Genomic DNA, 18,870 nt, shown 5'->3' with positions numbered 1-18,870 from the left:
CGGTAAGAACTTTCTAATGCGTAACCCCTGACCTTTTTCACGGCTTACTTGGTAGTTTAATTTCTTATGTCTAACTTAGCACTCGGAAAGAATATTATTACAGTAGTACTAAACTATGATAAGTAAGAGTGAAGAACGTAGGAATCAAATACTCGTAGGGGCATTCAAACTCTTTTTGGTGAAGGAGTATGCGGATGTCACTACGGCGGATTTGGAAGAAATAATCGGATTGTCTAGAGGAGCTATATACTATAAGGTAAAGAACAAAGAAGGATTATACAGAGCGGTCATTGACAAATTCGTCTTTGAACTTCTATCTAACTCCTTAGAGAGAGAAGAACTTGCATCAAATGAGAAGCCATTTCTTAGCTTTATCATGAACGAATTAAATCATACGAAAGAGCGGATGAATTCTGTAAGGAACTCCCTTATATATGTGAATTCCACAGAGTATATCAACCTACTATCCTCTGCCAAATTTCATTACGAAGGGTTTAATGATAGGTGCAAAGCTTTGGATCAAGAAATAACACAATTGTGGCTAACATATTACGAGAAAGGTCTCTCTGCCGGCGAACTGAATCAAAGCATTGACCCGCCCCTGGTCGTATCTATGTTTCGCTCTTTATACTATGGAGATTCGTTTATCCAATCCATAACAGGGAATGAGTTGGATATAGAAGAGTTGAAAAATAAGCACTTACTGCTATATAACTCTATACGCTTATGAGAGATGTGTACATCAATAAAGTTGCGGTCTTTTTGCCTAATAAGCCTGTATCCAACGAGGAGATGGAGGATTATATTGGTCTCATTGATGAAAAACCATCGAGAGTTCGGTCTGTATCTATTTTATGTGATGGCACTTGCACTGTATGTGAAATGCTTTACAAGAACCCTCTGTTTGTTTTAGGAAACATTTAAGAACGAACTTTAGAAGAAATATGGGATTCCGATAAAGCCGTATCTATTTTTGACGGAAATATTTCGAGGAACTTCAACCCTCCGTGCAACTCCTGTCAACATTTATTTGAGTGTAAAGGTGAAATATTTAAACATGTATGCTATGTAGATGTTGTTAATGTTCATGGAATGGAAATTGGGAATCAACCAGACCCTAAGTGTTCCAAGTGTAAGAAATGGAATTTGATGTTATGAATACAGGAATAAAAAATAAGTACCAAGTACTGCATTTGCTAGTACTTTCGATTGTACTATTTAATGTATCTTTTCCCTCCTATGCTCAAGAAATAGTTCGAGGTAAAATACTCTCAGATACAGAAGAGAACCTTCCGTATGCATCAGTAGTGATGCTGTCGAGTCAAGATAGCACTCTTCTTACTCACTGTGTATCTGATTCTTTGGGCTTATTCTCGTTGCAATTAAACAAAGTTCCCCATAAGTTTATTTTGCGCGTAACTTACATTGGTTATTATCCCTATGAGGCGGAATACTCTGAAAAAGAAGTGGGGAATATTAAACTAAGAACCAACTCGCAGTTACTTGGAGAAGTTGTTGTAAGTCCAAGTGAGGTGAATAGGCTCTCATCTCACGAAAGTTATCGGTTTAACCCTATGAAGATGAAAAATTATTCTACATTCTTAGAGGCTCTTTCTCTCATACCGTCATTAACAGTAACGGGATGGCGAACACTTACAGCTTCAGATGGAGGTTCAGTACTTATTCTACTCAATGGAGTTAAGGTTGAAGAAAAAGATTTGTTAGTCATTGACAAGGGAGACATCTCTAAAGTAGATGTCTATAGAAATCCTCCTGCGCGTTTTATTTCGATGGGAGCGAGTATGGTTATCAACGTTATCACAAAAAAGGAGATACAAGGAGGTAATATATTTGTGGATTTGACAGATGCAGTCACCAGATTAGATGGCACTAATATTTTTTCCGCAGCTTACAATGTTAATAAGTGGCGTTTCTCTACGACTTATGACAATGTACTCAGTCGTAGCATATATCGTCAGGATGAAAAGCTCGTCTACAACTATGAAAATAAAATATATAGTAAAGAAAAAATTGGTATGGAGTCCCCATGGGAAAGAAAACAACATAATTTTCAGTTTGGGGTAATGAAAATGTGGGGTAATAATCTTCAGCTTAATGCCACTGGGAAACTTTCTCTATATGATGAACTTTCAAACTATCAACAAAAGGTTATTTCCTCTGAAGTAGATATTCTAAAAGCCAATTCTCCCAGCCATATAAGGTGGCAGTCTTACGCTTGGGATGTCTACATAGCCAAGAGGTTTGGCAAAAAAAGAGAGCTATTATTTGATTTTAGCGGAGGCCTTTATAAATCCCAGCTCAACTCATCTTACATTGAGGAGAAATTGACAGGGGAAAAGTTCTTTGACGAATATTCTAAAGTGTATGGTCTCAAGAAAAGCACCACTGCAGACTTACAATATAGTCATTTCTTCGAAAAAGCGACATTAAAATTCGGCATTCGAGATAATTTCAGCACAAACGATCAAGAACTCCATATCGGAGAGGTTGCTATGCCTCGCAAATCCTTTTCCTCGATTAATATATTGAATATTTATTCAGATGCCTCAATCTCCATAGGGAAATGGCAACTATATGGTAGTTTAGGATTACAGCAAGTGAATTTTCGCAATCCAAAGCATAATCAATCCTTCTCCTTCTTTACATTTAAGCCCAATGCTAGAGTTTATTATACCCCAAGGAAGAGGATTGGGCTTTTTGCTTTCTATAACATAGATAATATAACTCCAAGTATTTCAATGCTGACGGAAACTCCTATTTACAAAGATTATAAATATGTTTTTGTCGGTAATGCCGAGCTCAAGCCCTATCTCAAGCATAGGTTTACGGTTGGAGGGAACTTCTATAATAACTATCTTACTACAGCTATTAATTTAAGCTATTCTTTCGCCCAAGGGGCTATCCTCCCATTTTTTGAAAAGCGAGAAAGCTACATCGCAGAAACATACAAGAATCTGAATTCTCTTGCAGACTTTCTTGTCGCTTGGCAAATAAAATACATGCCACTTGGTAACCCAAAACTTAGTTTTAGCTCTTGGGGAAATTACGTACTTGGTCATATTCAGAACGAAGGTAATAAATGGGATAATAACTATTTACGCTATTTCTTTCAGATTGATTATAACATCAAGAACTGGCACACTATGCTAATGTATCAATCTGCAAGTAACTATATGCAAGGCTTGTGGTTGATCAAGGCTCCTAAAGCAACGGTGGCAGAAGTTAGTTATAAAACGAATTTTGGGTTGAATATTGGTATCGGTGGCAAATATTTATTCGTTAAGGAGTATAGGAGTGGGCAAAAAACTCATCCAGGAGCTATATTACAGATGGATAGGTGGAATATATCAAATCAAACAGCTAATACGATATACTTGAAGTTATCCTACAACTTTAGTTTTGGAAAAAAAATAGACATAGCTCGTCAGAAGATTAACAACACTCACTCTGACACAGGGCTTCTGACCAAGTAAAAATATGGAGTTCAAGAAAAATGAGAATATTAAGGCAACAGGATGCAATGGACTGTGGTTTAGCATATCTTTTAACTATATCCCTGGAGGTAAAGCCCCTATGGCTGTCTGGCTGGAAAATGATAAGTAAATTGCACTAGTAATTTGAATCTACGAATACCGAGAATGATATGAACAGGAAGAAACACCTCACCTTATTTTCAATAATATCTGTGCTACTCAGTGCCTTCTCGTCACTCAACGCACAACAAGTTGTAGGAACCATTATTGATTCCGATGGAGAACCTATTCCTTATGTGACGCTAACGACATTAGCTTCTTTAGAAAAAGATGCCGAAACGATCCAGATACACTACACCGACTCCCTAGGGTATGTCGCCTTTGACCTATCGGAGAAAGAGACCGCTATTCGAGCAACGTTCCAAGGTAAGGTTCTCTTTGAGGAGCTATTACCTGCCCCGCTCAATGGGATCATCAACCTGGGGAAACGCCAAGTCTCTATCTCAAATGAATTGGACGAAGTAGCTGTCACGGCAGTAAGACGGGCGGTTCGGATGAAAGAGGGAATCCTCACGTTCGACATCAAGCATACCCCAATGTATCAACTCAAAGGGTATAATGCCATTGATTACCTCAGAAGAACCCCTAGGGTAAGCCAGTCAGGAGATAGCTTCTTAATCGACGGCAACCCCGCAGAAGTGCGTATCAATGGGCAAAAAACCAACCTATCAGGTGGTACCCTTCATGACCGTTTGCTAGCTCTTCGCTCAGATATGATCGAGCGAATCGAAGTGCAATTAGGGCAGTCCGCAGATCTCGGAAGTGGCATTACGGGTGGGTATGTTAATATTGTACTGAAAGAGATCAACGGATATACAGGCTCTCTATCTGCCGACTTTGGCTATGCTGGCAACGCGATTAAAAATGGGAAAAAGCATCCTGCCCACGATGAAGGACTTTATGCTCGCTTCGTATATGGCAACTCTCGTGTGCAAGGGTTTGCAAATGCCTCTGTGAGTTCGTCGAGATATCCCCATTACTTTGTGGAAAGGGAGTACTACTTCGACAACAAAGTCATCAAGGAGAATAATCATTACCATAGCAATAAGTACCTAGCGTATAGCTTCAACCTTGGAGCCAGTGCTCAGCTCGGCGAGTTACACTCCATTAATGGCACGGCAAGTTATCGCAGAGCTCCTAACTCTCTGTATGAATCGGCTACAGTGTTAGAGCAGCCAACCAAACCCCTACTACAAGACATACTGACTAATGGCAACAGTAGCTCTACCTCTTTCACTGGGGAATTCAATCATTCTTGGCACTCTAAAGACGATAAATACAACTGGCTGAACTCCCTCTTCTATTTGAAGAACAAAGCACATGCCACAGATGCTTTGCGTTACTCTGCCGATGGCAATCCTATTAAGGAGGAGCAGAATATCAACGATGAAAGCAACCAACAATTCTACGCTGCTACTCAGTTATCTACACAGCTAACCCCCGTATGGGCTCTAGAGTCTGGCGCCTCATATACGATGACTAAAAGCAACACCAACTATAGCTTCCACGGACAAGGGCAATCTCAATCTCTCACAGACGCTCACTCTTTGTACGAAGAGCATTTGGCCATTATTTTTGCCCAGCTACAGATGAGTAAAGGGGTATGGAGCTTAACAGGAGGTTTGAAATACGAACATACTTATGCCTACTCCCGAACAGCCAATAAGAAGCTTAATGTGGGGCAATTATTGCCTTCTGTAAGAATTGGGTATAATGCAGGAGCATACGGCAATATCAGTCTGAGATATTCCAAATGGCTCTTTCGTCCGCCATTTGCGCTTACCAATAGCTATCGCACAAAAAGGAATGACTATCTCTACTCTGTTGGCAATCCTGAACTACGCCCCGCCTCTACCCATTCATTTGGATTAGACTATTACTGGAAGTCATTAGGTTTAGGACTCAGCTACTCTATCACCAATGATTACTTACAAAATAGTTACTTCTACGAAGCCCCAATCGTCATTGTTACCAATAGAAACATGCCTACTCAACACAAGTGGACTGGTAACCTTTCATACTCAGGAAATATTACCCCCTGGTGGTATACTTCCGCAGAGGTAGGAGTGGTCTTTCAATATCACCCAAAAGCAATTTGGCTGAAACGGCATACACAGCCTTACGCCGATTTTAATAACACATTTACCCTTGCTTCAGGTCTACAACTTAACGCTGGGATATCGTACGCACACAGCTGGATGATGCAAGATGTATTGGTAGGGAAAAGACTAAGAAGCAAGATAGATATGAGGTACCAACCAAGCGGGAGTGATTGGGATTTTTCACTTGCCATTAGCAACCCGATTCGGATATCTCGCACAGAGAACGAGTACAGACAAGACCCCAACCTCAAAGTGCTCTATTTTGAAGATACCGCCTTCCCGTCAGTAAACTTCTCTATCTCCTACTACTTTGGAAAGATGAAGACGCACTCAAAACCCAACATCCTTAATATGGATCAATATAGATTGTAGCACCCTCTAATTACGCGGCAGGGGTTACGCATTAGAAAGGTCTTATCGTATGATCTTTAGCGGGTTGTCTACGAGTAAGGACCTCGCCAGAGGTCCGACGGATCCTAGCCCCCGAGTCGGAGGGGGCTAGGCCCCCGAACGACCGGGGGATCAACGGTCATCCCCCCCTATCCCACGACCCCTTGCGGGTCGGACAACCGCATCAGATTAATCCTAGAATGGGTTGTCCGACCCACAAGGGGTCGAATGGTAGGGGTGGTTCGGTTTTTGCTTCCCTAGTCATCAGCTCTACGAGCCTCGACTAGTGGCAATGATCCGTCTGACCTCCCACGAGGGGAGGTCATTCATGGCAAGACCTTTCTAATGGGTAACCCCTGATTACGCGGATGGGGCCCTCTTATTATCGGAATAAATTGGTATCTTTGGGGGTAGTTATGGGCAAGTTTGGAAGTCATATTTCTGCCGTGGGCAAGGCTGTTTGGCGATGGCTGAAAAGGGTCAATCCTTTTCTGCTATTTGCTATATTGTTTCTTATTAAGATCATTATTCCCAGCAATACAAGTGTTTGGACTCAGCTGAAGTACAGCCGTACCCTTGACAAACAAGAGCGAGAAATACGAGAGTTGAAAAGGGAGATAGAGAAAACTAAGGTGGCGAAAGAGGATCTCTGGATTGAGAGAGACCGCTTGGAGAAATTTGCTAGAGAGCGGTACCTAATGAAGGAGGAGGACGAAGAAATATACCTACTTAAGTGATGAGTAAGCATACTAAATATGACAATAGGTGGGTAAGAAACCTACAGACAATCGGTCCTATTTTGGTATTGATTGGGGCTATCTTATTTGAGCCCGACTGTACAAAACCCTATAGTGGCTGGTTGGTAGCGATAGGTGGTGGCATGGCTGCAATAGCGACCCTTTTGCAAATAAGTAGCAAAGGAGGTAGCGAGGAGAAAAGGATTCGTCGGCTGGATCGCATGACGTTCATTGGGCTATTGATCTATTTAGTATCTGGTGGTTTTATGATCCAAGGCTCCAATATTTGGTTGCCACTATTTGCAGTAGCCACTGTATTTTATATCTACGCTCTATTTGCAAAGGATAGAGCTTTGAGAAAGGAGAACAAGTCATGACTAGAGATGGCGATAGAAGGTTGGTAATCATTCCCACCTATAATGAGATTGAAAATATCAGAGCAATCATAGAGGCGGTGATGGACCTACCAATACCTTTTGAGGTGCTGGTGGTAGACGACAATTCGCCCGACGGCACAGCTAAGGAGGTGCACAAGATTATTGAAGAATACCCTGGGAGGGTGCATATCCTAGAACGCGAAGGGAAGCAAGGGCTTGGCACCGCCTATATTGCAGGCTTTAAGTGGGCTCTTGAGAAGAGGTACGACTATATCCTCGAGATGGATGCCGACTTTAGCCACAACCCAAAGGATCTGGTCCGCCTCTACGAAGCCTGTGCCGTGGAGGGTGCCGACCTAGCCATCGGTTCGAGATATGTGAAGGGGGTCAATGTGGTCAATTGGCCACTAGGTAGGGTGTTGATGAGCTACTTTGCCTCGAAGTATGTCCGCATCGTCACAGGGATGAAGGTCAATGACGCTACCGCTGGCTTTGTTTGCTATAGAGCTGAGGTGCTTCGGACCATCCATCTGGATGAGATCCACTTCAAGGGATATGCTTTTCAAATCGAGATGAAGTATACCGCTAAGATGTGCGGGTTCAAGCTAACTGAAGTGCCAATTGTATTTGTCAACCGTGTACACGGCACTAGCAAGATGAATAGTAGCATCTTTGGTGAAGCTTTCTTCGGAGTATTGAAACTGCGTTGGTGGGGAATGACCCGTAAGTTTCCACAGAAAGGAAGTGTGCAACTAGAGGAATAAAAGAAAGAGAGAGACCATGTCTATATTAATCAAAGGAGCGAATATAATCAACGAGGGGAAGAGACTGGAGAATGCTTCCATACTGATCAAAGGTGAGCAGATAGCTCGCATCTACACAAGCGGGGACGAGCTACCAACTGCCGACAGGGTAATTGAGGCAAAGGGACTTCTCTGCCTGCCAGGGGTGATTGACGATCAGGTTCACTTCCGCGAGCCGGGGCTCACCCACAAAGGGGATATCGCCTCAGAAAGTCGTGCCGCTATTCTTGGTGGCGTAACCAGTTTTATGGAGATGCCCAATACGATGCCACAAACCATCACCCTAGAGGCGTGGAAGGACAAGATGGAGATCGCAAAGAAAAGCTCCTTTGCCAACTACTCTTTTTACTTCGGTGCTACGAATGACAATGCCCCTCTCCTCACACAAGTAGATAGGAAATACACGCCTGGGGTGAAGGTGTTTATGGGTGCCTCAACCGGCAATATGCTGGTGGACCACGACGATGCCCTGAGAGCTATCTTTAGAGATGCTCCTCTTCTGATTGCCACTCACTGCGAAAGTGAGGAGGTAATCCAACGGAATAAAGCCAAGGTGATTGCCGAAGTGGGCAACGACCCAGACGTAAAGTGGCACCCTGTTATTAGGAGTGCTGAAGCGTGCTACGAAAGTAGCCTAAAGGCAAGCCAACTAGCCAAGGAGGCTGGAGCAAAGCTACATATCCTCCACCTAAGCACGGCTAAAGAGCTGGAGCTACTAGACGAGAGCCAACACATCACGGGAGAAGTATGTGTTCATCACCTTTGGTTTACGGATCAAGACTACGAACGACTGGGCACCCGCATCAAGTGGAACCCGGCCGTCAAAACCCTTCAAGATAGGGAGGCCCTGAGAGAGGCCGTAAGGTGTGGCAAGCTTAATATCATTGCCACCGACCATGCTCCACACCTACTCTCCGAAAAGGAGGGCGGTGCACTTACCGCAGCCTCAGGAGGTCCACTGGTACAGCACTCACTGCTGATGATGCTAGAGCTAGCCGACCAAGGGGTATTCAGTATAGAGCGAGTGGTTGAGTGTATGTGCCACAACCCAGCCGACCTATTTGAGGTGGAGCAGCGTGGATATATCCGTGAAGGGTACTTTGCAGACTTGGTACTGGTTGATCCTAATAAGCCTTGGACGGTCTCAAAGAACAATATTGCTAGCAAGTGTGGTTGGAGCCCACTAGAGGGGCATACCTTTGAGCATAGTGTCGTTTCAACCTTTGTTAATGGCACTGAGGTAGTCAAGAACGGGGCTGTGGTAGCCTACTTACCAAAAGTTGCTCGCCCTCTTACGTTTAATCACAAGGAATGGAGATGAAGCCACGGTACCAAATACTTCTTCTCGCCCTACTCCTATCTCTATTTGGCATAGAATCCTATGCACAGATAGATATGGACAAGCAACTGCGTGAGCGAAAAGAGAAGAAAGATGACTATGATGACTCGGATAGGGATCGTCTGAGTAGTCTCTTTTCCTTTTACCTTACACCACGTACAGGAGACTTGCAGAGTGCATCGGTAGATACGATGATGCTCAATTACCATAGTCGTGCATATATTGAGGGGCTTAGCGTGGCAGAGGCTTATGCCGGCACCTATGCCTCGCCTTATCAATCAAAAATCTACTTTGATCTCCCTATCAATCGGTGGGGGCAGTTTTTCTTTACCCAGCCCTATGGGCATCTATTCCGTAATAAGCAACGGATGCAATGGTACGACACAAAGACGCCCTACACCTTTTTGAAGTACCTCACCGTGGGGAATAATGAGAATAAGGAGCAAAACTTCACCTTCACCTTTTCTTCCAACCTCGGCAAGGAGTGGAGCTTGGGTGGCGATATTGATATTGACTATGCCAATGGTTATTATGCCCAAACAAGCAGTAAAAACTTTACCTATCGGGTATTCTCCTACTATCGGGGCGACCGATACCAAGCCTACGCTTCGATGGGCAATACCAATGCCACCAATCAGGAGAGTGGAGGTATTACCGATATGCGGTACGTGACCAATCCCGATGACTTTATGGAAGGTCGACGCACCCTACTCCCCAAGGATATCCCCACACGCTATAAATCCACGTGGAATAGGATGGTGTATGGCTCGGGTCGCTTACACCACAAATATCGATTTGGCTATTACCAGGATAAGGAGGGCAATAGGCTAGATAAAGAGGTAGAGGAAATGAAGTCAGAGCTACCCTTGCCCGAGGAGTCTACCCAACTACCACCAACCGAAACAGCAAGTAGCCTACCCACGGATAGTCTTATGCCCGCACCATTGGAGTTGCCAGTAGATACCCTCACGACAACCCCCGTCCCACAAGGGCCTGCGAGGCGACGACTAGGAAAATCCTCTGGGCAAGCGAAAGTACCAACGGAAGACGAGGAGGAAGAGGCGGAGGCAGAAAAGGCGAATCGGGTATTTGTGCCTGTTGCTGCCATATTTCACGACTTTCAGCTAGAGAAGGGGAGAAGAGAGTGGGTCTCTCTTGACCCTGCTTTTGAAAAAGAGTACCCCAATCCGGTCATTCCTCGGCCGGCAGGAGCACGATACTTCCCCAATGACTCTTTTTCTACCCTTTGCATTAGCAATACGGTAGGTGTGGAAGTGCTGGAGGGCTTTAAGAAGTGGGCAAAGATGGGCATCGCTGCCTTTGTGGCTCATGACTACCGTAAATACTCTCAGCCACTTATGAATTGGGCCGATGCTCAGCGTCTAGAAATAGATGAGGTGGAGAAAAACGAAGCGACCGAAAACAGTCTATCTGTTGGTGGTCGCATCAGTAGTAACTCCTTTAAGTACTTTGACTACTATGCGTGGGGACAGGTAGCCCTCATCGGAGCACAAGCTGGTGAGGTGGAGGTGAGTGGTCAATTGAATACCCACATCCCTCTACTGGGACATACGGTGACCGTCTCGGCAAATGTTGACTTCCAAAATATCCAACCCTCTTACTACCTTAGGAAGTTCAAAGCAAGTCTACACGAGTGGGATAGGTCGCTCAAGATGATACAATTGCTCAGAGTGGGAGGCTCAATGAATATTCCTTTTACCAAGAGCCGTATCTTTGCCAATTTTGAGACGCTTCAAAATCCTATTGCCCCTGATATGAAGGGCATACCAGTGCAGACGGAATTGAATACGAGGGTCATCTCAGTTGGACTGGATCAAAGCCTCAGCTGGAAGATACTTAACTGGGAGAATAGCGTTATTTGGCAGAGTAGTAGCCACCACGACATCACCCCTCTCCCTATGGTCTCCGTCTACTCCAACTTTTATCTTAAATTCCTAATAGCTAAGGTGATGACTCTACAGGTAGGGGCAGATGCTAAGTGGCATACCGCCTACTACGCACCTTACTATGAGCCAAGTACCCAGCAATTTAGACCGCAAGAAGATATTAAGATTGGTGGTGAAGCCCCTCTACTCAATGCTTACGTCAATGCCCACCTCAAGAGGGCTCGCTTTTTCGTAAAGTACTACAATGTAGGGGCTCTACTCTTCAAGCCAAGTCACTTCACGATGCCCAACTACCCGCTTTACCCACCAGTATTGAGGATGGGCGTCGCAGTTGATTTAAGAAACTAAGCAATAAGGATACGATGTCTCAACTCTCTAAGTCCAAGCGCGTGACCATTGCCAATGGCTTTGCCATTCTAGCCGCAGCCCTCCTCATGTGGGTTTTTACCGCACGTAGAGCTCAGCGACAGTCGGATCAGCCCACTTCAACGGTTGTCAAAGTGGCTGTCGACCTTTCGCCTGATGGGCTTAGAGTAGACTCTCTTGGGGAGATGACGGGGCGTGCCAAGAAGCTTTTGGAGCTAGTTTTACCGCAAAGGGAATATGAAATAGTGCCTTTTGCCACTAGGGGCGATGCGATAGAGAAGTTAAAAAAAGGGGAGGTGCAGCTTTATGCTACCACCATGCCCCTCTCTATGGCGAATAAAATAGAGGGCACAACGCCTACTGAATGGCTTTACACCTCTAGCTTCAATCTACTCCACAAGGCTAGTAACACCAATTGGGAGGCAGACTTTACTGGAGAGGAGCCAGTCACGGTATGGGTATCGGAAGAAGACCAAGCTGCCATCACAATCCTAGAGAACCTAGCGGAGCTCAACTACCCTAGCCTATCAATAGAGAGTAGCGAGCTACCTACGATGCAATTGGCGACAAAACTCTCTAAGGGGGAAATCGACTACCTCATCTGCGATAAAAACCTAGCCGATGCGATTGTGGCAGTAGATAGCACGCTACAAAGCTCCAAAGGCATTGGCTTTGAGCTACAGCAGGTATGGCTAGTGAATGCGACTGCAGATAGCCTCAAGGTAGCAATAGATAGTGCGATTATCGCCAAGAGGGGGAGCCAAGAGTGGCTAGATATAATCAATGAATTAGAGAAGAAATGAATATAGACAGAGATAATATACCAGAGCACGACGACTTTTACTCCTTTGGACTTCATCCAACGGTATTGGATGGGCTAGATGCGATGGGTTTCAATCATCCATCGCCAGTCCAAGAGGCCTCTATTCCCCATATACTTGAGGGGCAAGACGTGATTTCGTGTGCTCAGACAGGTACGGGGAAGACTGCTGCCTTTGTGCTACCAATTCTAAGCGAACTGGCGTCGGGTGAGTATCCCGAGGAGTATGTCAATGCCGTCATCATGGCACCTACGAGAGAGCTCGCACAGCAGATTGACCGACAGATTGATGCCTTTTCCTACTTCGTTAGCGGGGTGAGTGCAGTGCCTATCTATGGCGGTACTGGTGGCATTGAATGGGAGCAGCAGAAGCGGGCTTTGCGTATGGGGGCAGATATTATTGTCGCCACTCCAGGGCGTCTGCTTTCACATATCAACCTCAATACTGTAGATCTCTCACGTGTCAGTTTCTTTGTGCTTGATGAGGCCGACCGAATGCTTGATATGGGCTTCTTCGATGATATTGTGGAGGTCTACAAGTTACTGCCACAAGATGTACAGACGGTGATGTTTTCGGCGACAATGCCTGATAAGATACGCCGACTTGCCAAGGAGATTACTAAGAATGCAGTAGAGATAAATATTGCTATCTCTCGTCCACCAGAGTCGATTGACCAAAGTGTCTACTTCTGCAAAGAGGATGAAAAGCTAGCACTTCTCACACAGATATTTAAGGAGAGAGAGGTGACTAAGTCCATCGTTTTCTTTGGCTCTAAGGATCGTGTCAAAGAGGCCTACCGACTACTTCGTAGCAATGGCTACAAGGTGGCACAAATGCACTCTGACCTAGACCAATCGGAGCGTAATGAAGTGATGAACGACTTCAAGAATGGACATATAGAGATCATTGTGGCTACGGACATTCTCTCTCGAGGAATTGACGTGGATGATATCCAACTAATTGTCAATTACGATGTCCCTTCCGACCCTGAGGACTATGTACACCGCATCGGTCGTACCTCTAGAGGGACCAATCTAGGTGGAGCTGCCATCACCATTGTCAATCAACGAGATAAAGGCCGCTTTATAGATATTGAGAAGTTCTTAGGGTACAATGTACAGCGAAACAGCCTGCCAGAAGGATTCGTTACGCTATCCGAAGAGCAAGAGAAACCAAACGACAAGCCTCGCAATCAAAGACGAGGGAGGAATAACAATCGAAATCGAAACCGAAAAGGAGGGTCACAACAAAGACCTCAAAACAATAAAAGAAGAAGAAGAAATGGAGCCAACAACAATAAAGTTCAAGGAAGAGGAGCTAAACCAACTCAAAAGCCAGCTACAAACTCCTAAGCAGATCACACTGATAGGACACGTATCTCCCGACGGAGATTCTCTCGGCTCCACCCTTGCCCTCTCGCTACTTCTTGAAAAGCTGGGGCATACTACAAAGGTGGTACACCCCACCGACTTTCCCCCTAGCTTTGGATTTCTGAAGGAGGCTGATAAAGCGATCATCGCTAAGCACCAACCTGAGGAAGCTATCCAAGCCCTCCAAGAGGCAGAAGTTATTTTTCTCATGGACTTCAATGAGCTAAAGCGGGTGGAGCAGTTGGAGAGTGCCCTAGCTAGTGCCACTGCATTTAAGGTGATGATAGACCACCACCTGCACCCCACTAGTGATGTAGATCTCTGCTTTTCTTACCCCGAGAAGCCCGCTACCTGCTTACTCCTCTTTGAGATAATAGAAGCCCTTGGCTACAAGGAGTATATCGATCAAGCCATGGCCGAATGTCTCTATACAGGAATGGTGACGGATACAGGTGGCTTTAGTTACAATTCTCAAGACCCAAAGCTCTACACAACCATTTCTGAGCTACTCAATTGTGGCCTAGAGAAAGACAGAATATCTAGCTACATTAATCGTAGCTACTCAATAGATAAGATACGCCTCTCCGCCCACTTGCTGGATAATAACCTCACCTTCTATCCGCAATACCATACGGCGATCATCACCATGAGCCAAAAGGACAAGCGGATGTTTGACTACCAAGTGGGAGATACCGAAGGTTTGGTCAATGAGCCACTAGCTGCTAAGGAGATACTCTTCTCGATATTTCTCCACGAACAGTCTAAATACACCAAAATATCGCTTCGCTCCAAGGGAAGCTTCCCGGTCAATCAGTTTGCCAAGCAGTTTTTCAATGGCGGAGGTCACCTCAACGCTGCCGGAGCAGAGGTCTACGCTTCTCTCGCAGAGACTACCAAGATAGTTTTAGAAGCCATCAAAATAATGCACCCGAGCCATGAAGATGAGTGACCTGCTCCACTTCGCTGCCGAACCTCTCTGGTCAAAAGAATGGACCACGGAGAATACCCCTCAACTGATTGCGGGTCCATGCAGTGCGGAGTCGCGGGAGCAGGTATTAGCCACTGCAGAAGCACTAAGCCACTATGGGGTGAAGCTATTCAGAGCTGGCATTTGGAAGCCTCGCACCTATCCCGGACAGTTTGAAGGTGTAGGCGAAAAGGGGCTCCCTTGGCTCACCGAAGTACGAGAGAAGTACGGGATGCTCATCGGCACAGAAGTGGGGAACTCCCATCATGTAGAGCAGGCACTTAAGCACGGTATTGACTTCATATGGATTGGAGCTCGCACCACAGCCAGTCCCTTTGCCATTCAGGAGATAGCAGAGGCACTAAAGGGCTGTGACCTACCAGTCCTTCTTAAGAATCCACTATCCCCTTCTCTAGACCTATGGTTAGGGGCACTACTTCGTCTGATTGACGCAGGCTCCAAAAAGGTTGCGTTGATACATCGTGGCTTTGATATCGGGACGCACTCCTCACTTCGCAATACTCCGCTTTGGGAATTGATATCCGAAGTGCGTCAAGCGGCACCTAATATCCCCATCTACCTAGATCCAAGCCACATTGCAGGGGACAAAGCCTACCTCCCTAAGCTTCTCCAAACCGCCTACCTCCTACAGTATGATGGGCTGATGCTCGAGAGCCATATCACCCCTACCAAAGCTCTTACCGATCCAGCTCAGCAACTTACGCCCGACGAATTAGCTGAGCTCCTCCGAACTACTATCCCCTCCGACACAGCACAACTAGAGCTGCTCAGAGACCAGTTTACTACTACAGACCACCAACTAATAGATCGCTTTGCTTATCGTCGCTTTCTCTCCAAAGAGATCGCCAAGGTGAAGCGACAGCTTAGCTTAAGTCCCCTCCAAGAGGAGCAGTATCAGCGTCGACTACAAGAGCTACAAGCCACAGCCGAAGAGTACCACATACCCCAAGAGTTACTTTCGCAGCTTTACCATTTAGTGCATCAAGACTCCCTTGAGATACAGCGAGATAAAGAGACTATTGCACAGCCTAACTTTAGCACTTCGCAGCATACCATTACCCTTAGCGGACTTAGGTTTTTCGCCTACCACGGGTTACTTCCCCACGAAAAGCGTGTAGGCAATACTTTTGAAGTACAAGCCACCCTACACTTCCCCGCTACCGAGGTGATGGAGAGTGGTGAGCTAGAGAAAGGAATCAATTACGCTGAAGTCTACCAAGTCATTCAGCAGGAGATGCAGATAGCCACTGAGTTACTCGAGACACTTACCTACCGAATACTCCAGAGGCTAGGCACCGAATTTCCCCTCCTCACCAGTGTCACGATCGGTATTACTAAGCTGGCTCCCCCCATTCCTAGCTTTGAGGGAGAGGGGGTCAGCTTCTCTGCAACAGCCCACTATACAAAAGCATAACTAAAGGTTGATATTGATATGAAGAACTTTATATTTTGCAATCCCACCAAACTGATATTTGGTCAAGGAAGCATCAAAGAGATAAGTAAGCAGATCCCTCAAGGGAGCAAGATACTCCTCACTTATGGTGGAGGCAGTATCATCAAAAATGGCATCTATGACCAAGTCATCTCACAGCTCACGGGCTACGAAATAATCCCCTTTGGTGGCATAGAGAGCAATCCAGATGCTGCCACCATCGACCGAGCCATTGCCACAGCGAGAGACGAAAAGTGTACATTTATCCTTGCCGTAGGAGGTGGGTCAGTGATAGATGCCAGTAAAGCGATAGCGATGGGAGTTAAAGCTCCTATGAACTGTTGGGAGATGGTCACCACCTATTATAGGGGAAAGTGCCTTCCACTCGGTACCGTCCTCACCGTACCAGCCACCGGGTCAGAGATGAATTCAGGTGCCGTTATCTCCAATAGAGCCACCCAAGAGAAGTTCTCAATGGTCGGGGAACATCCTGTTTTCTCCATACTCGACCCCACCTACACCTACACCCTCAGCCAGCACCAAGTGGCTTGCGGTATCGCCGATGCCTTTATGCACACCCTTGAGCAATACCTCACCTTTCCTGGTCAGAGTGGCGTGATGGATCGAATGGCAGAAGGGTTGCTACTCAATATTCTAGAGATAGCCCCTCGTCTGATTCAAGATCACACCGACTACGATACCGCTTGCGAGTATATGCTCTCTGCTACCTTTGGTCTTAATTACTTCCTAGCGATGGGCGTTGAAGAAGATTGGCTAACTCACCGACTGGGACACGAGCTCACCGCCCTTGCAGGGGTAACGCACGGTGCGTCTCTCATGATGCTCCTACCCTCCGTGATGCGCGTAATGCTACCAGAGAAGCGGGATAAGATCATCCAAATGGGGCGAAGAGTATTCGGCATAAGTGGATTAGATAACGATGCCACCGTCCAGGCTACCATGCAAGCGGTAGAGAAGTTTATCCATAGCCTTGGCCTTGCCAGTTCAATGAAAGAGGGTCAGATTGCCTCCGAAGTGGCTGAGGAGATGATTCGTCGCTTCCACCAGCGTGGAACTCCACTAGGCACCCTTGAAAGTGCCACACCCGATAAGATTCAGCTCATCATTGAAGATTCAATGAAATAATAAAAGCATCTGACGTATGAAAAGAGCCAGTTTACCACTTCTGCTGAGCCCCTTACTGCTACTCTTGGCGATAGCCCTCTCCTCTTGTGCCAAAGAGACCAGTATCAAAGAGCTATCGGCATCACTAGAGGAGCTGATTGCAGATGCCAATGGCAACCCCACCGATACCACCATAAAAAGCCTTCAGGTAGTGATCAGTTCGCCCGAAGAGTGGCAGGTCAATAGCGATGCCTCTTGGCTCTCCACCAATAGTCAGATGGGAGGCATTAGCCGTACCGTAGTTGGCATTAAAGTGACACCCAACCTCACAGGGAAAGAGCGTACAGGGCAGCTGACCTTTAGCACCAGTAACCAAAGCGTCGCTGTCAAGGTCAAGCAGTTGGGTGGAGATACTAATATTGAAACCGTCCTCTACGAAATCCCTGTCATCTTCCACGTATTTTACAATGAGGCGGATAAGAATAATACCGATACCCTACGCCGAAAGTATGTGCTTAATAGTGCCGATGCCCAAGTTATCTTAGAGTATATCAACCAACTCTTTGGCCAGCAACCTCGTCAAGTAGGCAATGAGATTTACCGAGGTATCAAAAGGAAATATCAGCAAGGCCAGCAAGAGGTCTATCATCTCCCTCTTGAGACCAAAATCCGCTTCAAGCTGGCCAATGAAAAGCCCGATGGCACCCGACAAAGCCCTGCTGGCATCAATGCCATCGCCATGGATGAGCGGTCACTCGACCCGAAAGTAGTCATGAGTGACAAAGCTGGTGGTCGCTACCACGATATGGCGTGGCCCATCAAGCAGTACATCAACATCTACGTATTCCCCTTCACCCGCCACCAAGAGCGAGCAGACCAAGTAGTGATGGGCATCTCACACATGCCCCTTGCCCTCTCCTCAGCACCCATTGAGGGACTAAAGCAACTCGGTAGCCAAGAAGAGCTGTACATCAAAGAGCATGGCGGTCTTGACCAATTCTCCAATTACAACCACTGTATCACCCTCAACTCCGATGGTTTTGAGTGGCGTACCTGGAAGGAGACCTTTCTCAAAGCCGACCTAGGGAAAAACACCTTAGCCCACGAACTAGGGCACTACCTCGGGCTCTATCACACCTTCTCTGAGGTGGTAGGCTCCGATGGCAACCTCCTGCTAGATAGCTGCGACGACACCGACTATTGTGCCGATACACAAAGTTACAATCGAAAACAATACGAGGAAAGTAGAGCAGATATCATTGCTTCGGGGACCACCAGTTTAGTGCAGATAATCGGGTTACTGATGCGTAATGACTGCCAGAGCGGGCGATTCGAAGCCACCAATATAATGGACTACGACTTCTGCCACAGCGACGAGTGGACACCCAACCAAGTCAGTCGTATGCGACAGGTGCTCTACAATACCTACACCACACCAGGGATCAAAGTGGCATCACCTAGAAGCCTACTCAAGGGCTACTCACCCCACCAACGCGTAATGGTAGAGGGTACCCCCGTGGCAATTCCTTGCCGTACACAGCTTATACGGTAGAGGCGAT

General features: G+C 46.1%; 15 protein-coding genes. All 15 read left to right on the top strand.

Annotated elements, in window-relative coordinates:
• Positions 1-115 precede the first annotated feature (115 nt).
• The 15 genes from HMPREF3027_RS08610 to HMPREF3027_RS08540 all read left to right on the top strand — a co-directional run bounded on the left by HMPREF3027_RS08610 (position 116) and on the right by HMPREF3027_RS08540 (position 18,863).
• Entirely contained in the window at positions 116-730 is a 615-nt protein-coding gene (locus HMPREF3027_RS08610) for a TetR/AcrR family transcriptional regulator (protein ID WP_070708169.1), read from the top strand.
• A gap of 424 nt (positions 731-1,154) precedes the next feature.
• Positions 1,155-3,494, top strand: coding sequence for a TonB-dependent receptor (locus HMPREF3027_RS08600; RefSeq protein ID WP_070708165.1), 2,340 nt, complete (start codon positions 1,155-1,157; stop codon positions 3,492-3,494).
• Between the two features lie 4 nt (positions 3,495-3,498).
• The gene (locus HMPREF3027_RS09810) at positions 3,499-3,624 is read left to right on the top strand and encodes a hypothetical protein (protein ID WP_256374367.1); all 126 of its coding nucleotides are present in this window, start codon (positions 3,499-3,501) and stop codon (positions 3,622-3,624) included.
• A 40-nt stretch (positions 3,625-3,664) separates the two neighbouring features.
• Positions 3,665-6,028 carry a TonB-dependent receptor gene (locus HMPREF3027_RS08595; protein ID WP_083317571.1) on the top strand — a complete coding sequence of 788 codons (2,364 nt, stop codon included), beginning with the start codon at positions 3,665-3,667 and terminating at the stop codon, positions 6,026-6,028.
• Between the two features lie 434 nt (positions 6,029-6,462).
• Positions 6,463-6,783 (top strand): FtsB family cell division protein, encoded by a 321-nt coding sequence (locus HMPREF3027_RS08590; protein ID WP_018027742.1) that lies wholly within the window; start codon positions 6,463-6,465, stop codon positions 6,781-6,783.
• Positions 6,783-7,160: a hypothetical protein gene (locus HMPREF3027_RS08585; protein ID WP_070708161.1), complete on the top strand. Its 378-nt coding sequence runs from the start codon at positions 6,783-6,785 to the stop codon at positions 7,158-7,160. Before HMPREF3027_RS08590 ends, HMPREF3027_RS08585 begins: the two co-directional genes overlap by 1 nt.
• Entirely contained in the window at positions 7,157-7,924 is a 768-nt protein-coding gene (locus HMPREF3027_RS08580; protein WP_070708159.1) for a polyprenol monophosphomannose synthase, read from the top strand. The genes HMPREF3027_RS08585 and HMPREF3027_RS08580 overlap by 4 nt, the downstream gene beginning before the upstream one ends.
• Before the next feature lie 16 nt (positions 7,925-7,940).
• Entirely contained in the window at positions 7,941-9,284 is a 1,344-nt protein-coding gene (locus HMPREF3027_RS08575) for a dihydroorotase (protein WP_070708157.1), read from the top strand.
• Positions 9,275-11,557, top strand: coding sequence for a putative porin (locus HMPREF3027_RS08570; RefSeq protein WP_070708155.1), 2,283 nt, complete (start codon positions 9,275-9,277; stop codon positions 11,555-11,557). The genes HMPREF3027_RS08575 and HMPREF3027_RS08570 overlap by 10 nt, the downstream gene beginning before the upstream one ends.
• Positions 11,558-11,571: 14 nt before the next feature.
• Positions 11,572-12,378, top strand: coding sequence for a type 2 periplasmic-binding domain-containing protein (locus tag HMPREF3027_RS08565; RefSeq protein ID WP_070708153.1), 807 nt, complete (start codon positions 11,572-11,574; stop codon positions 12,376-12,378).
• Positions 12,375-13,748, top strand: a complete 1,374-nt coding sequence (locus tag HMPREF3027_RS08560) for a DEAD/DEAH box helicase (RefSeq protein ID WP_070708151.1) — start codon at positions 12,375-12,377, stop codon at positions 13,746-13,748. The genes HMPREF3027_RS08565 and HMPREF3027_RS08560 overlap by 4 nt, the downstream gene beginning before the upstream one ends.
• Entirely contained in the window at positions 13,678-14,715 is a 1,038-nt protein-coding gene (locus tag HMPREF3027_RS08555) for a DHH family phosphoesterase (RefSeq protein ID WP_070708149.1), read from the top strand. The genes HMPREF3027_RS08560 and HMPREF3027_RS08555 overlap by 71 nt, the downstream gene beginning before the upstream one ends.
• Entirely contained in the window at positions 14,702-16,168 is a 1,467-nt protein-coding gene (gene folB, locus HMPREF3027_RS08550) for a dihydroneopterin aldolase (RefSeq protein WP_070708147.1), read from the top strand. Before HMPREF3027_RS08555 ends, folB begins: the two co-directional genes overlap by 14 nt.
• An 18-nt stretch (positions 16,169-16,186) precedes the next feature.
• A complete protein-coding gene (locus HMPREF3027_RS08545; protein WP_070708145.1) occupies positions 16,187-17,332 on the top strand; it encodes an iron-containing alcohol dehydrogenase in 1,146 nt (381 codons plus the stop codon).
• A 16-nt stretch (positions 17,333-17,348) separates the two neighbouring features.
• Positions 17,349-18,863: a zinc-dependent metalloproteinase lipoprotein gene (locus HMPREF3027_RS08540; RefSeq protein ID WP_070708143.1), complete on the top strand. Its 1,515-nt coding sequence runs from the start codon at positions 17,349-17,351 to the stop codon at positions 18,861-18,863.
• Positions 18,864-18,870 lie beyond the last annotated feature (7 nt).

The sequence above is a fragment of the Porphyromonas sp. HMSC077F02 genome (assembly GCF_001815465.1).
Lineage (GTDB): Bacteria > Bacteroidota > Bacteroidia > Bacteroidales > Porphyromonadaceae > Porphyromonas_A > Porphyromonas_A somerae.
Note: the sequence above shows the minus strand (reverse complement) of the source record. Positions and strands in the feature narration are given on the sequence as shown.